Source organism: Arthrobacter gandavensis, from assembly GCF_015355785.1.
Lineage (GTDB): Bacteria > Actinomycetota > Actinomycetes > Actinomycetales > Micrococcaceae > Arthrobacter_B > Arthrobacter_B gandavensis_A.
This window is the reverse complement of record NZ_JADKYW010000003.1, coordinates 1-13565: the sequence shown is the minus strand read 5'-3', so window position 1 is coordinate 13565 and position 13565 is coordinate 1. Positions and strand designations below refer to the sequence as shown.

The following is a 13565-nucleotide window of genomic DNA, read 5'->3' as shown; positions in this document are numbered from 1 at the left end:
GGGAAGAAAAAGCATGAGCACAGCCACCCAGCAGGACCAGGCAGCGGCACAGGACAAGGCCGCCACCCTGATCGAGGCCCTGCCCTGGATCCAGCGTTTCGCCGGCAGCACGATCGTGATCAAGTACGGCGGCAACGCGATGATCAACGATGAACTGCGTCAGGCGTTCGCCGAGGACATCGTCTTCCTCCACCACGTAGGCGTCCACCCCGTTGTGGTGCACGGCGGCGGCCCGCAGATCAGTGCCCTGCTGGACCGGCTCGGCATCGAATCCGAGTTCAAGGGCGGGCTGCGGGTCACCACCCCCGAAGCGATGGACGCCGTCCGCATGGTGCTCACCGGACAGGTGGGCCGCGAACTGGTGGGCCTGGTCAACTCCCACGGGCCCTACGCCGTCGGCCTCTCCGGCGAAGACGGCGGACTGCTGCAGGCCGTCCGCACCGGAACTGTCATTGACGGCGAGGAAGTGGACCTGGGCCTGGTCGGCGAAGTAGTGGGCGTGAACCCCGGAGCCATCCTGGACCTCATTGAAGCCGGCCGGATTCCGGTCATCTCCACGGTGGCCCCGGAAATCGGCGCCGACGGCAACCCCACCGGACAGGTGCTCAACGTCAACGCGGACACCGCTGCCGCAGCCCTGGCTGTGGCCCTGGGCGCCTGCCGCCTGGTGATTCTCACCGACGTCGAGGGTCTCTACGCCAACTGGCCGGACAAGTCCTCGCTGATCTCCGCCCTCACCGCCGGCGAGCTCCGGGACATGCTGCCCACCCTTGAATCCGGCATGATCCCCAAGATGGAAGCCTGCCTGGCCGCCGTGGACGGGGGAGTGGACCGCGCCGCCGTCGTCGACGGACGCATGGCCCACTCGATGCTGCTGGAAGTCTTCACCACCGCCGGCATCGGCACCCAGATCATTCCGGACGGAGCAGAAGCATGAGCACCCCTACGACCACCGCGGTTTTCCCGCTGATTGATGCTGCCGGTTCCGGCAGCGAATGGCTCGCCCGCTACAGCGACTCACTGATGAACGTGTTCGGCACTCCGCAGCGCGTCCTGGTGCGCGGCGAGGGCTGCACCGTCTGGGACGCGGACGGAAAGGCCTACCTGGACCTGCTCGGTGGCATCGCGGTCAACGCGCTGGGCCACGCCCACCCGTTTGTCACCTCGGTGATCGCCAGCCAGCTGGGCACCCTGGGACACATCTCCAACTTCTTCACCAGCCCTCCCCAGGTGGCCCTCGCGGAGAAGCTGCTGCAGCTGGCCCAGGCACCTGCCGGTTCAAAGGTCTTCTTCTCCAACTCCGGTACCGAGGCAATCGAGGCCGCCTTCAAGCTCGCCCGGCGCAATTCCACCGGCAGCCGCACCCGGATCATTGCCATGGACCGTGCCTTCCATGGCCGGACCATGGGCGCCCTCGCGCTGACCGCCAAGGCCGCCTACCGGGAGCCGTTCGCGCCGCTGCCAGGCGGCGTCGAGCACATCCCGTACGGCGACGTCGAGGCGCTGCGTGCCTCAGTCGATGAGACCGTCGCTGCCGTCTTCATCGAACCGATCCAGGGTGAGGCCGGCGTGCAGGTTCCGCCGTCCGGGTTCCTTGAGGCCGCGCGCGAGATCACCCGGGACGCCGGTGCGCTGCTGGTGTTTGACGAAGTCCAGACCGGCATCGGCCGCACCGGCCGCTGGTTCGCGTCCGCAGGCGTGCTGCCGGATGCCATGACCCTGGCCAAGGGCCTGGGCAGCGGCTTCCCGATCGGCGGGATGATCACGTTCGGTCCCGAGGTCTCTGCGCTGCTGGCCCCCGGCCAGCACGGAACCACCTTCGGTGGAAACCCCGTGGCAACCGCTGCCGCACTGGCCACGCTGTCCGTCATCGAAACCGATGGCATCCTCGCCAACGTGCAGGCCACCGGTGACTTCCTGCGCGAGCGGCTGCGCGCCGTCGACGGCGTCACCGAGGTGCGCGGCGAAGGGCTGCTCATCGGTATCGACCTGGAGCAGGAGCTTGCGCCCGCCGCCGTCCAGGCAGCACTGGACGCCGGCTTCATCATCAACGCCACCGGCCCGGCCACCCTGCGCCTGGCGCCCCCGCTGATCCTCACCACCGACCAGGCCGCAGCATTCCTGGCCAAGCTACCCGCCATCCTGCAGGCCGCCGCGGCCACGACGATTGGACAGCCATGACCCGCCACTTTCTCGTTGACACCGACCTGTCCCAGGCCGAGCAGGCAGAAGTCCTGGACCTAGCGGACGCGCTGAAGAAGGACCGCTGGAAGTACCAGCCCTACGCCGGCGAAGGATCGGGACGGCAGACCGTCGCCGTCATCTTCGACAAGACCTCCACCCGCACCCGGATCTCCTTCGCCGCCGGCATCTCCGACCTGGGCGGCGTGCCGCTGATCATCGGCGCGGGGGAATCCCAGCTGGGCCACAAGGAATCCATCTCCGACACCGCCAAGGTCATGGAGCGCATGGTCTCCACCATCGTCTGGCGGACCTACGCCCAGTCAGGGCTGGAAGAAATGGCCGCGAACTCTTCCGTTCCGGTCATCAACGCGCTCTCGGACGACTACCACCCCTGCCAGCTCCTGGCAGACCTGATGACCATCCGCGAGCACAAGGGCACCCTGGCCGGACTCACCCTGACCTACCTCGGAGACTGCGCGAACAACATGGCCAACTCCTACCTGCTGGCCGGCGTCACCGCCGGCATGCACGTCCGCGTCGCCGGGCCGGTGGGCTACCTGCCGGACCCGGAGATCGTCGACGCCGCTGCCGCCCGGGCCGAGGCAACCGGCGGATCGGTCATGATCACCACCGACCCCGCCGAGGCCTTGGCCGGCGCCGACGTCGTTGCCACGGATACATGGGTGTCGATGGGCCAGGAAGACGAAAAGGCGGCCCGGCAGGAACTGTTCCGGGACTACGCCGTGGACAGCGCCGCTCTGGCGCAGGCTGCGGAAGACGCCGTCGTACTCCACTGCCTGCCCGCCTACCGCGGCTACGAGATTTCCGCCGACGTGATCGACGGCCCGCAGTCCGTGGTCTGGGACGAAGCCGAAAACCGGCTGCACGCCCAGAAGGCCCTGATGGTCTGGCTGATGGCGCGGTCCGGCCTCACCGGGATTCCTGAGGAAGCGGCATGAGCATGCCCACCACCAAGACGGCCCGGCAGGCACGCATCCGTGCGCTGCTGACCGGGCTGTCGGTGCGGTCGCAGGCGGAGCTTGCCGCCCTGCTGGCGGACGACGGCGTGCAGGTCAACCAGGCAACGCTCTCCCGTGACCTCGTGGAGCTCGGCGCCGTGCGCATGCGCGGCAAGGACGGGGTGCTGGTGTACGCGGTGCCGGCGGAAGGCGGAACCCGCACGCCGCAGTCCGGCATCACGCAGGAAGTACTCGATGCCCGACTGGCCCGGCTCTGCGGCGAACTGCTGGTCACCGCAGAAGCATCCGGGAACATCGTGGTGCTGCGCACCCCGCCCGGTGCCGCGAACTTCCTCGCCCTCGCCATCGACCACTCGGTCATGCCGGCAATCCTGGGCACCGTGGCCGGGGATGACACCGTCCTGCTGGTGACCCGGGAGCCCGACGGCGGCGCGGACCTGGCGGCGCGTTTCCTCTCCATCGCGGACGAGGCAACCGCCAGCGGGCAGGCCCCTGACAATCGCATACTGTAGAAGCTGGTCCCGGGCAGGAATCCGCGCAGCTTCCCGCTGTTTTTCACAACCAACCCGCAGCCTGAGCGCTGCACCAATCGCAAGAGGAGCACATTCGTGAGCGAACGTATTGTTCTGGCCTACTCCGGTGGCCTGGATACGTCAGTGGCAATCGGCTGGATTGCCGAGGCAACCGGCGCCGAGGTCATCGCCGTGGCGGTCGACGTCGGACAGGGCGGAGAATCCCTGGAGACCATTCGCCAGCGTGCCCTCGACTGCGGCGCCGTGGAAGCCTACGTGGCGGACGCCCGCGACGAGTTCGCCGCCGAGTACTGCATGCCGGCGCTGCAGGCCAACGCCCTGTACATGGATTCCTACCCGCTGGTCTCCGCGCTCTCCCGCCCGGTGATCGTCAAGCACCTGGTGGCCGCTGCCCGCCAGTTCGGTGCAACCACCGTTTCGCACGGCTGCACCGGCAAGGGCAACGACCAGGTCCGCTTCGAAGTCGGCATCCAGACCCTGGGCCCGGACCTCAAGTGCATCGCCCCGGTCCGTGACCTGGCCCTGACCCGCGACAAGGCAATCGCCTTCGCAGAGGAGAAGAGCCTGCCGATCGTCACCACCAAGAAGAACCCGTTCTCCATCGACGCCAACGTCTGGGGACGCGCCGTGGAAACCGGCTTCCTGGAAGACATCTGGAACGGCCCAACCCCGGACGTGTACGAATACACCTCCGACCCCGCCTCCGGCATTGCCGCTGACGAAGTGGTCATCACCTTCAAGGAAGGCGTTCCGGTGGCAATCGACGGCGAGCCCGTCACGCCGCTGCAGGCCATCGAGGAAATGAACCGCCGCGCCGGCGCCCAGGGCATTGGCCGGATCGACATCGTCGAAGACCGCCTCGTAGGCATCAAGAGCCGCGAAATCTACGAAGCCCCCGGTGCCATGGCCCTGATGGCCGCGCACCGCGAGCTTGAGAACGTCACGGTGGAGCGCGAGCAGGCCCGCTTCAAGAAGACGGTCGGCCAGCGCTGGACCGAGCTGGTCTACGACGGCCAGTGGTTCTCCCCGCTGAAGAACTCCCTGGACGCCTTCATCACTGACACCCAGAAGTACGTCTCCGGCGACATCCGCATGGACCTGCACGCAGGCCGCGCCACGGTCACCGGCCGCCGCTCGGAGTCCTCGCTGTACGACTTCAACCTCGCCACCTACGACACCGGCGACACCTTCGACCAGTCGATGGCCCGCGGGTTCATCGAACTGTTCGGCATGTCCTCCAAGGTGGCTTCCGGCCGCGACCAGCGTTTGGCAGAAGGTAAGTAGGAAATGAGTAACGGCAAGCCGTCAATCGAATCCCAGCCTGGAGCCGGCGGCTCCACGGTCCAGGGTGCACTGTGGGGCGGCCGCTTCGCCGGCGGTCCGGCCGACGCACTGGCAGCCCTGAGCAAGTCCACCCACTTCGACTGGCGGCTTGCCGGCTACGACATCGCCGGCTCCCGGGCTCACGCCCGGGTGCTGCGCAAGGCCGGCCTGCTCACCGATGACGAGCTGGCCGGCATGCTGGAGGCACTGGACGCGCTCGACGCCGATGTGCGCTCCGGCGCCTACCTCCCGGCTGAGTCCGACGAGGACGTGCACGGATCCCTGGAACGCGGGCTGATCGAGCGTGCCGGACCGCAGCTGGGCGGCAAGCTCCGCGCCGGCCGGTCCCGTAACGACCAGATCGCCACCCTGGGCCGCATGTACCTGCGCGACCACGCGCGGATCATCGCGGCCGGCGTGCTGGCCACGGTCGATTCCCTGGTGGAACAGGCCGAGAAGCACCTCGGTGTGGCCATGCCCGGCCGCACCCACCTGCAGCACGCCCAGCCGGTGCTGCTCAGCCACCACCTGCTGGCCCACGCCTGGGCCCTGCTGCGCGACGTGCAGCGCCTGGCCGACTGGGACAGGCGCGCAGCCGTGTCTCCGTACGGGTCCGGAGCGCTGGCCGGTTCATCCCTCGGGCTGGATCCGAACGCCGTCGCCGCGGACCTCGGCTTCGATTCGGCTGCCTGGAACTCGATCGACGGCACCGCCTCGCGGGACGTCTACGCCGAGTTCGCCTGGGTTGCCGCCATGATCGGCGTCGACCTGTCCCGGATCAGCGAAGAAATCATCCTCTGGGCCACCAAGGAATTCTCCTTCGTCACGCTCGACGACGCCTTCTCCACCGGCTCCTCGATCATGCCGCAGAAGAAGAACCCGGACGTGGCCGAACTGGCGCGTGGCAAGGCCGGACGCCTCATTGGCGACCTCACCGGGCTGCTGGCCACGCTCAAGGGCCTGCCGCTGGCCTACAACCGGGACCTGCAGGAAGACAAGGAACCGGTCTTCGACGCCACGGACACCCTGGAGCTGCTGCTTCCTGCCGTCTCCGGCATGATCGCCACCCTGGTCTTCAACACCGAACGCATGGAGTCCCTCGCGCCGCAGGGCTTCGCGCTGGCCACGGACATCGCCGAATGGCTCGTCCGCCAGGGTGTGCCGTTCCGTGAGGCCCACGAGCTTTCCGGTGCCGCCGTGAAGCTTGCCGAATCCCGCGGCGTCGAACTCTGGGACCTGAGTGACGAGGACTACGCCGGCATCTCCGAGCACCTGACTCCGGAAGTCCGCTCCGTGCTCTCCACCGGGGGTTCGCTGGACAGCCGCAGCTCACAGGGCGGCACCGCACGTTCGGCCGTTGAATCGCAGCTGGCTGAGCTGAAAAAGCAGCTCGACGCCGCCCGCGCCTTCACTGCCTAACCCGCCTGCCCCACCATCGAGATGGCAGAAACTGCCCGTATGACGCCTCATACGGGCAGTTTCTGCCATCTCGTTTCGGGGAGGGTAGCGTGGAGCCATGCCCGGCCCCATGCCCCCGTCCAACCCGAATCTCCGCCGCACGCTCCGTGCCCTGCCAGACTTCGCTGAGCACCTACCCGCCTTCGACCCGGAGCTTGCACCGGCGGACCCCGCTGAGCTGTTCCTGGACTGGCTGGACGAAGCACTCGCGGCAGGCGTGCCCCAGCCGCATGCGTTCTCCCTCGCTACGGCCGACGCCGCAGGCAACCTGTCTTCCCGCATGCTCATCCTGAAGGACCTCGACGCCGACGGCTGGCACTTCGCTACGTCGCGCTCGTCCCGGAAAGGCCGCGAACTCGAACAGAACCCCCGTGCCGCGATGAACTTCTACTGGTATGCCCAGGGGCGACAGGTCCGGGTGGCAGGAAACGTCGTGCGGCTCAGTGCCGAAGCCTCCGCCCGGGACTGGAACGAACGCCCCGGCGCCGACGGCTCAACCAACCCGCACTGGCAGCTCTATGCGCTGGTACCCCGGGAAGCAGAGTTCTGGCAGGCCAACCCGGCGGACCGGCACATCCGCCACCGGTACGAGCTCTAGGCACTCTAAGGTGCAGGCGGCGCAAGCTGCGCGCATCCCCTCCCGCCCGGCGGCCGCCGCCGCTAGCCTGAAGTGGTCCGCATCCCACGTCCAGGAAGGCCGGGCCATGGCTGAAAGCCCATCACCGTCCACCAGCAGCGAATCCAGGCCGGTTCCCGAAGGCAGGATCCAAAAGGTCACCGACGGGTGGGTGCTGGCGTTCGACAAGCAGCTCGATTACCCCACCGCCCACATCTGGGACGTCCTGACCAACCCCCGGAAAGTTGAGCAATGGCTGGGACCCGTGCACCCGGACTGGGAGCTGGGCAAGGAATACACCCTGGGAACGGGCGGCAGCGGGGTGTCCGGCACGGTCCTGCAGCTGAACCCCCGGACCAGCCTGCAAATCAGCTGGGACGATGAACTCGGTGAGGAATCAGTCCTCGACTGGCAGGTCCTGGGGTCCAACGGTGGTTCGCTGCTGAAGTTCCGCGCCCGCTCGGACACCCCCGACTTCCTCGCTGAGGGAAGCGCCGGCTGGCAGGGCATCATGGATGCTTTCGCCGCCGTCGCAGCTGGAAATCCGGCGCCGGAGCAGGTACCGGAGGAGTGGGAGGCCCTATGTGACGCGTATTCCAGAGAGTTCGACGTCAGCCCCACGATGGGCAAGGTCGTGGAGAAGCCGGACGGCAGGAGCATCCAGTTTGAACGCTGGTACAACGCGCCCGCCCGGGACATAGGTGCCGCCGTCGAAGCGTCCAGCGGCAACCTCGGGATCGGCGAGGAGGCCGTGACGGAAGTGCGCGACGACGGCGGGCTGGCCAAACTGCTGGTCCGCCAGCGGGTTCAGGGCGGCACCACCGAAGACACCGCCTCCCTGATGGCTGCCTGGCACCTGGCCCTGGACTCGGCGGCGATCCGGCTGCAGGGGGACACACCTCATCCGAACTCCCATCGGCTCCGCGCCCTCGAAGCGCTTTACCGCAGCGCGATCTGAGTTTTTTGCCCCGGCTGTCCGGCCCTTTACGGTAAGGGAATGGACGTTTTCGATGCCCGCAGCCTCCTTGCCGTGCCCGCTACCGAAGCAGCTCCCCGGCTACTGGGCGCCGTCCTGCACCGGGAATCCGCCGACGGGCCGGTGGCAGTGCGAATCACCGAGGTGGAGGCCTACCTGGGCGAAGCCGATCCCGGGTCGCACGCGTTCCGCGGGCAGTCGGCGCGTAACTCCACCATGTTTGGCCCGGCCGGCCACCTCTACGTCTACTTCACCTACGGCATGCACTACTGCGCCAACGTGGTGTGCGGCGAAGCCGGCCAGGCAACCGGGCTGCTGCTGAGGGCGGGAGAGATCATCGAAGGGAAGCCGGTTGCCCGGCACCGGCGCAGGGATCCCAAGACCGACCTGGACCTGGCCCGCGGTCCCGCCCGGCTGGCCCAGGCCCTGGGCATCGATCGGGAACTGAACGGCGCCGACGTCTTTGCCCGCCCCCTCCGGCTCGAGCTTCCGTCCGAACCGGCCGCGCCGGAAATGGTTTCCCGTGGCCCGCGTGTCGGGGTGAGCGGCGAGGGCGGGGGAGAGGCCTATCCGTGGCGCTTCTGGCTCACCGGCGAGCCGACTGTCTCGAAGTACCGTCCCGCCGTCCAGCGCCGCCGCCCGTACGGGGCCACCGCCGCGACAGGGTAGCCCCCAGAACCCTGTGACCAGCAGCGCAGCCGCGGAACGGGACCGGGCAGGCGGCGCTGGTCCCCGGCCCGGTAAGGTAGATGGGTGAAACACGAAGCTTCAGCCCCCCTTGCCGGCTCAGCTGTACCGGCAGAGTCCATCCGCGAGTCCATCGACCGCCTCTGCGCGGTAGTGCCGAACTACCCGACGCCGGGGGTGACGTTCCGCGACTTGACCCCGGTCTTCGCCGACGGACCTGCGCTGCGCGGCATGGTCGACGCGCTCCTGGCACAGTTCGAGGGAACCTTCGACTACGTTGCCGGCGTCGAAGCCCGGGGGTTCCTGCTCGCAGCGGCCGCCGCCTACGCCTCCGGGCACGGTGTCATCACCGTCCGCAAGCCCGGCAAGCTGCCGCGCCCCACGTACAACGAGACGTATTCGATGGAGTACGGCACCAACAGCCTCGAGGTGCACATCGGCGACATTCCGCACGGTTCCCGCGTGCTGGTGCTGGACGACGTCCTGGCGACCGGCGGCACCCTGGGAGCCACCGCCCGGCTGATCGAACGCGCCGGCTCGAGCGTTGCCGGCATCGGCGTCGTTATTGAGCTCGACGGACTTGGCGGACGGGAAAACCTCGCCGGTTACCACGTCCACTCCCTGCGCACGTACTAGCCTTTTGCCTCCGGGCAGCGCCCGGGCGGGCCGGACTCTGGACAGGGCATACAAAACGTGCCGATGCGGGGTAAACTTGACGGTCTGCCTTTGCGAGAGGGAACGCGAACATGCCTGAAGAGTCTTCGGCCCACACGGAGCTGGAAAACGAGCGCCAGTACGTAGCTGGCCTGTACCACCGGCTCGATGAGCTGCGCGATGAAAAACGCGAGCAGCTGGCCCAGGTGCGCCGCAGCCACTCCGCGGGGTCGCACCAGAACCGGTCCGAACGCGACGCGTTCGCAACCATGTATGAGGACCGCCTCGCGCAGCTCATGGCCGTCGATGACCGCCTGGTCTTCGGGCGCCTGGACCTTGACGACGGCGAGACCCGCTACATCGGGCGCATCGGCCTCTCCACCGCGGACCTGCAGCGCCTCATGGTGGACTGGCGTGCCCCGGAAGCGGGCACCTTCTACCAGGCAACCGCCTTCGAACGGCAGGGCGTGCGCCGCCGCCGCCACCTGATGCTCAAGGGCCGCGAAGTCCAGGGCCTGGAAGACGACGTGCTTGACTACTCCATGCTGGAGGAAAGCCAGGACCTGCAGGGCGAAGGCGCGCTCCTGGCAGCGCTGAATTCCAAGCGGACCGGGCAGATGTCGGACATCGTCGGCACCATCCAGGCCGAACAGGACCGGATCATCCGTGCGCCCCTGCCCGGAACGCTGGTAGTCCAGGGCGGGCCGGGCACCGGCAAGACCGCTGTGGCCCTGCACCGCGCCGCGTACCTGCTCTACACCCACCGCGAACGGCTGAAGTCCGCCGGCGTGCTGCTGGTGGGCCCCTCCAACGCCTTCATCCGCTACATTGAACGCGTGCTGCCCTCCCTGGGCGAGACCGGCGTCGTCATGTCCAGCCTGGGCCAGCTGATGCCGGGCATTGCCGCCACCGCTGAAGAGAGTCCCGAAGCCGCGGAGATCAAGGGCCGGCTGTCGATGGCCGACGTCGTTGCCCGCGCCGTGGCTAACCGGCAGCGGAACTTCACCGAGCCGCGCCGCCTGAACATTGAGGGCACCTGGGTCACCCTGACCCCCAAGCAGGTCTCCCGGGCACGGGACCGTGCCCGCGCCACGGGCAAGCCGCACAACGAGGCCCGCGTGACGTTCGTGAAGATCCTGCTGCGCGAACTCACCGATCAGATGACCGAAATCCTCGAAGAGTCGGCCGGCGCCGGCAACAGCACCGACCGCGCCTACCTTGCCGAGGATGTGCGCAGTTCCCGTGACGTTCGGGTGGCCCTGAACCTGTGCTGGATGCCGCTGACCCCGGAAAAGCTGATCAGCGAGCTCTTCAGCAAGCCGGGCCAGCTCGAAGCTGCCGCTCCGGAACTGACCGGAGCCGAGCGCGATGCGCTGCGGCGCAGCGCGGACGCGCCGTGGACCGAAGCCGATGTGCCGCTGCTCGACGAAGCCGCGGAACTGCTCGGCGAACTCGATGCCTCTGCGGGACGGGACAGCGCGGCGCTGGAAGAGGCACGCAAGCGCGATCTCGCCAATGCTGAGCGCGCCATCGAGAACACCGAAGGATTCCTGGAGGATTCAGGTGCCCACGGCATCCTTTCCGCCGAAGACCTGGCCAACCACAACATGGCTAGTGAGCAGCGCCTCACGGCAGCGGACCGCGCCGCCGTGGACCGTACCTGGGCGTTCGGACACGTGGTGGTGGACGAGGCGCAGGAACTCTCCGCCATGCAGTGGCGACTGCTGATGCGCCGCTGCCCGCTGAAGTCCTTCACCGTGGTGGGGGACATCGCCCAGACCTCCTCCGCAGCCGGTGCCACCTCCTGGCAGCAGGCGCTGGATCCGTTCGTGGGTGAGCGGTGGACGCTGGAAGAGCTGACCGTGAACTACCGCACTCCCGCGCAGATCGCCGAGGCAGCGGTCCGCATGGCCAACGCTGCAGGACTGGTGGTCTCCGCTCCCAAGGCCGTACGCGAAGGCCGGTGGGCGCCGTTCCTGGACACCGTGCCGGAGGGAGGCCTGCTGGCGCGGCTGCTCGAGACGCTGCCGGAAGACCTGGCCGCGATCGAGGGCGGACTGCTGGCAGTCATCACCGAGGACCACCGGCTGGAACAGGTCCGCAGGGAAGTAACGGCCCGGTACGGGAACCGGGTTGGTACCGGTGCCGGCGGCCTGAGCCAGGACATCGTGGTGATTTCCCCGCGGGAGGCCAAGGGCCTGGAGTTCGACGCCGTCGTCATCCTGGAGCCGTCCGAACTGCTCACGGCGGCGGCCGGAAAGGTGGGGGACCTGTACGTTGCCATGACCCGCCCCACCCAGCGCCTGCGTCTTATTGCGGAGCACGGCATCCCGGCGGGCATCGACGGCAGCGAATCCTGATAATTTAGAAGGCGTGCCACAGAATACCCAGACCTCCGAGGGCCTCGCTGCCCAGCAGAATGATCCGAGCTTTGCCAACATCTGGCAGGAACTGAAATGGCGTGGGCTGATCAAGCTCTCCACCGATGAGGCGGAACTTGAAAAGCTGCTCGCCGGGGATCCGGTCACGTATTACTGCGGCTTCGATCCCACCGCGCCCAGCCTCCACCTTGGCAACCTCGTCCAGCTGCTGACCATGCGCCGCCTCCAGCTTGCCGGCCACCGGCCCCTGGCCCTGGTGGGCGGCTCCACCGGCCTGGTCGGTGATCCGCGCCCGACGGCGGAACGCACCATGAACACCAAGGAGACGGTGAACGAGTGGGTTGGCTACCTGCAGGGACAGGTGCAGCGCTTCCTGAGCTTTGAGGGTGAAAACTCCGCCCGCATGGTGAACAACCTGGACTGGACGGCGCCGATGAGCGCCATCGACTTCCTCCGCGACATCGGCAAGCACTTCCGGGTGGGCACCATGGTCAAGAAGGAAATCGTCGCCTCCCGCCTGAACTCAGACGAAGGTATCTCCTACGCCGAGTTCAGCTACCAGGTGCTGCAGGGCATGGACTACCTCCAGCTCTTCCGCGATTACGGCTGCGTCCTTGAAACCGGCGGTTCGGACCAGTGGGGCAACCTGACGTCCGGCACCGAACTGGTACGCAAGGTGGAAGGTGCCACGGTCCATGCGCTGGGCACACCGCTGATCACCAACTCCGACGGCACCAAGTTCGGCAAGAGCGAAGGCAATGCCGTGTGGCTCGACGGGGCGATGACCAGCCCCTACGCCATGTTCCAGTTCTGGCTGAACACCGCCGACGCCGATGTCATCGACCGCATGAAGGTCTTCACCTTCCGCACCAAGGCAGAAATCGAGGAACTCGAACGCTCCGTGAAGGAAGCCCCGCATAAGCGGGAGGCCCAGCGGGCCCTGGCCTACGACGTGACCTCCCTGGTCCACGGCGTCGATGCGACCGAAAAGGTCATTGCGGCATCGGCTGCACTGTTCGGCCAGGGATCGCTCGCAGAACTGGATGAAGCGACGCTCACCGCCGCCACTGCTGAGCTGCCGTGGGCTGAGGTGACCGCAGATGGCCTGGGCATCATCGACCTGCTGGTAGCCACCGGACTCTCGAAGACCAATTCCGAAGCACGGCGGACCATCACCGAAGGCGGCGCCTACGTGAACAACCGCAAGGTCACCGAGATCGATGAAGTAGTTGCTGCATCCGAACTGCTGCATGGCAAGTACGTGCTGCTGCGGCGCGGCAAGCGGAACCTCGCCACTGCGGTGGTTGCAGGAGAGTAGAACCTCGAAGGAAGAGGCCGGTTCCCAGGGGGACCGGCCTCTTCCTGTGGAGCGGCAATGCCAGTTCGGCCGGAATCCGGGCGCAGTGCAGAGCGTCACAAGCCGGCGGCTTGCACGGGTCCCCGGGGGTGTGTAAAGTAATTGGAGTCGCCGCAGTTGGGGCGCCGGAAGCCAGCCTTCCGGAAAACCCCGGGACGGTGGCCAAACCACACAAAACCCAAAGCTGGTTCACGGCTCTGCTGTGAAAGAGCTTGGTTTTTCCATGTAATCATCTTTATGTTTCGAGTAAATACGGCAAATGTGCCGAATTGCGGAAAGCACAAAGATGGAATATGCTGGTAGAACACCACAGCGGTGCGAAAAGAAAAAGAAAGTTTCCGAATCGGGAATGGTTTTCCGAGTAGACCGGATGTGCCTGTTGTTTGAGAACTCAATAGTGTGCCAAGTTTATTGAT

General features: G+C 67.1%; 13 protein-coding genes. 12 read left to right on the top strand and 1 reads right to left on the bottom strand.

Going from position 1 to position 13565, the window contains the following annotated elements; genetic code table 11:
• Window positions 1-13: 13 nt before the first annotated feature.
• The 12 genes from argB (at window position 14) to tyrS (ending at window position 13110) form a co-directional block, all read left to right on the top strand.
• Window positions 14-937, top strand: coding sequence for an acetylglutamate kinase (gene argB, locus ITX31_RS01450; protein ID WP_194781731.1), 924 nt, complete (start codon window positions 14-16; stop codon window positions 935-937).
• The gene (locus tag ITX31_RS01445; protein WP_194781730.1) at window positions 934-2181 is read left to right on the top strand and encodes an acetylornithine transaminase; all 1248 of its coding nucleotides are present in this window, start codon (window positions 934-936) and stop codon (window positions 2179-2181) included. The genes argB and ITX31_RS01445 overlap by 4 nt, the downstream gene beginning before the upstream one ends.
• The gene (gene argF / locus ITX31_RS01440) at window positions 2178-3143 is read left to right on the top strand and encodes an ornithine carbamoyltransferase (protein WP_194781729.1); all 966 of its coding nucleotides are present in this window, start codon (window positions 2178-2180) and stop codon (window positions 3141-3143) included. The genes ITX31_RS01445 and argF overlap by 4 nt, the downstream gene beginning before the upstream one ends.
• The gene (locus tag ITX31_RS01435; RefSeq protein ID WP_194781728.1) at window positions 3140-3676 is read left to right on the top strand and encodes an arginine repressor; all 537 of its coding nucleotides are present in this window, start codon (window positions 3140-3142) and stop codon (window positions 3674-3676) included. The genes argF and ITX31_RS01435 overlap by 4 nt, the downstream gene beginning before the upstream one ends.
• 96 nt (window positions 3677-3772) lie before the next feature.
• Window positions 3773-4981: an argininosuccinate synthase gene (locus tag ITX31_RS01430; protein ID WP_194781727.1), complete on the top strand. Its 1209-nt coding sequence runs from the start codon at window positions 3773-3775 to the stop codon at window positions 4979-4981.
• 3 nt (window positions 4982-4984) lie between these two features.
• The gene (gene argH / locus ITX31_RS01425; RefSeq protein WP_194781726.1) at window positions 4985-6439 is read left to right on the top strand and encodes an argininosuccinate lyase; all 1455 of its coding nucleotides are present in this window, start codon (window positions 4985-4987) and stop codon (window positions 6437-6439) included.
• 97 nt (window positions 6440-6536) lie between these two features.
• On the top strand, window positions 6537-7076 hold the full coding sequence (locus ITX31_RS01420; RefSeq protein WP_228528901.1) for a pyridoxine/pyridoxamine 5'-phosphate oxidase: 540 nt from the start codon (window positions 6537-6539) through the stop codon (window positions 7074-7076).
• 106 nt (window positions 7077-7182) lie between these two features.
• Window positions 7183-8052, top strand: coding sequence for an SRPBCC domain-containing protein (locus ITX31_RS01415; protein ID WP_194781725.1), 870 nt, complete (start codon window positions 7183-7185; stop codon window positions 8050-8052).
• 39 nt (window positions 8053-8091) lie between these two features.
• Window positions 8092-8739: a DNA-3-methyladenine glycosylase gene (locus ITX31_RS01410; RefSeq protein WP_194781724.1), complete on the top strand. Its 648-nt coding sequence runs from the start codon at window positions 8092-8094 to the stop codon at window positions 8737-8739.
• An 84-nt stretch (window positions 8740-8823) separates the two neighbouring features.
• Window positions 8824-9393, top strand: coding sequence for an adenine phosphoribosyltransferase (locus ITX31_RS01405; protein ID WP_194781723.1), 570 nt, complete (start codon window positions 8824-8826; stop codon window positions 9391-9393).
• 110 nt (window positions 9394-9503) lie between these two features.
• Window positions 9504-11771, top strand: coding sequence for a HelD family protein (locus tag ITX31_RS01400; protein WP_194781722.1), 2268 nt, complete (start codon window positions 9504-9506; stop codon window positions 11769-11771).
• 13 nt (window positions 11772-11784) lie between these two features.
• On the top strand, window positions 11785-13110 hold the full coding sequence (tyrS, locus tag ITX31_RS01395; protein ID WP_194781721.1) for a tyrosine--tRNA ligase: 1326 nt from the start codon (window positions 11785-11787) through the stop codon (window positions 13108-13110).
• Between the two features lie 95 nt (window positions 13111-13205).
• Here tyrS and ITX31_RS15695 read toward each other — a convergent pair.
• A partial coding sequence (locus tag ITX31_RS15695) for a hypothetical protein (RefSeq protein WP_228528900.1) occupies window positions 13206-13565 on the bottom strand: 360 nt, incomplete at its 5' end.

Coding starts and splice junctions, on each gene's coding strand:
- argB (WP_194781731.1), top strand. CDS start 14: ATGAGCACAGCCACCCAGCAGGACCAGGCAGCGGCACAGGACAAGGCC.
- ITX31_RS01445 (WP_194781730.1), top strand. CDS start 934: ATGAGCACCCCTACGACCACCGCGGTTTTCCCGCTGATTGATGCTGCC.
- argF (WP_194781729.1), top strand. CDS start 2,178: ATGACCCGCCACTTTCTCGTTGACACCGACCTGTCCCAGGCCGAGCAG.
- ITX31_RS01435 (WP_194781728.1), top strand. CDS start 3,140: ATGAGCATGCCCACCACCAAGACGGCCCGGCAGGCACGCATCCGTGCG.
- argH (WP_194781726.1), top strand. CDS start 4,985: ATGAGTAACGGCAAGCCGTCAATCGAATCCCAGCCTGGAGCCGGCGGC.
- ITX31_RS01420 (WP_228528901.1), top strand. CDS start 6,537: ATGCCCGGCCCCATGCCCCCGTCCAACCCGAATCTCCGCCGCACGCTC.
- ITX31_RS01415 (WP_194781725.1), top strand. CDS start 7,183: ATGGCTGAAAGCCCATCACCGTCCACCAGCAGCGAATCCAGGCCGGTT.
- ITX31_RS01410 (WP_194781724.1), top strand. CDS start 8,092: ATGGACGTTTTCGATGCCCGCAGCCTCCTTGCCGTGCCCGCTACCGAA.
- ITX31_RS01400 (WP_194781722.1), top strand. CDS start 9,504: ATGCCTGAAGAGTCTTCGGCCCACACGGAGCTGGAAAACGAGCGCCAG.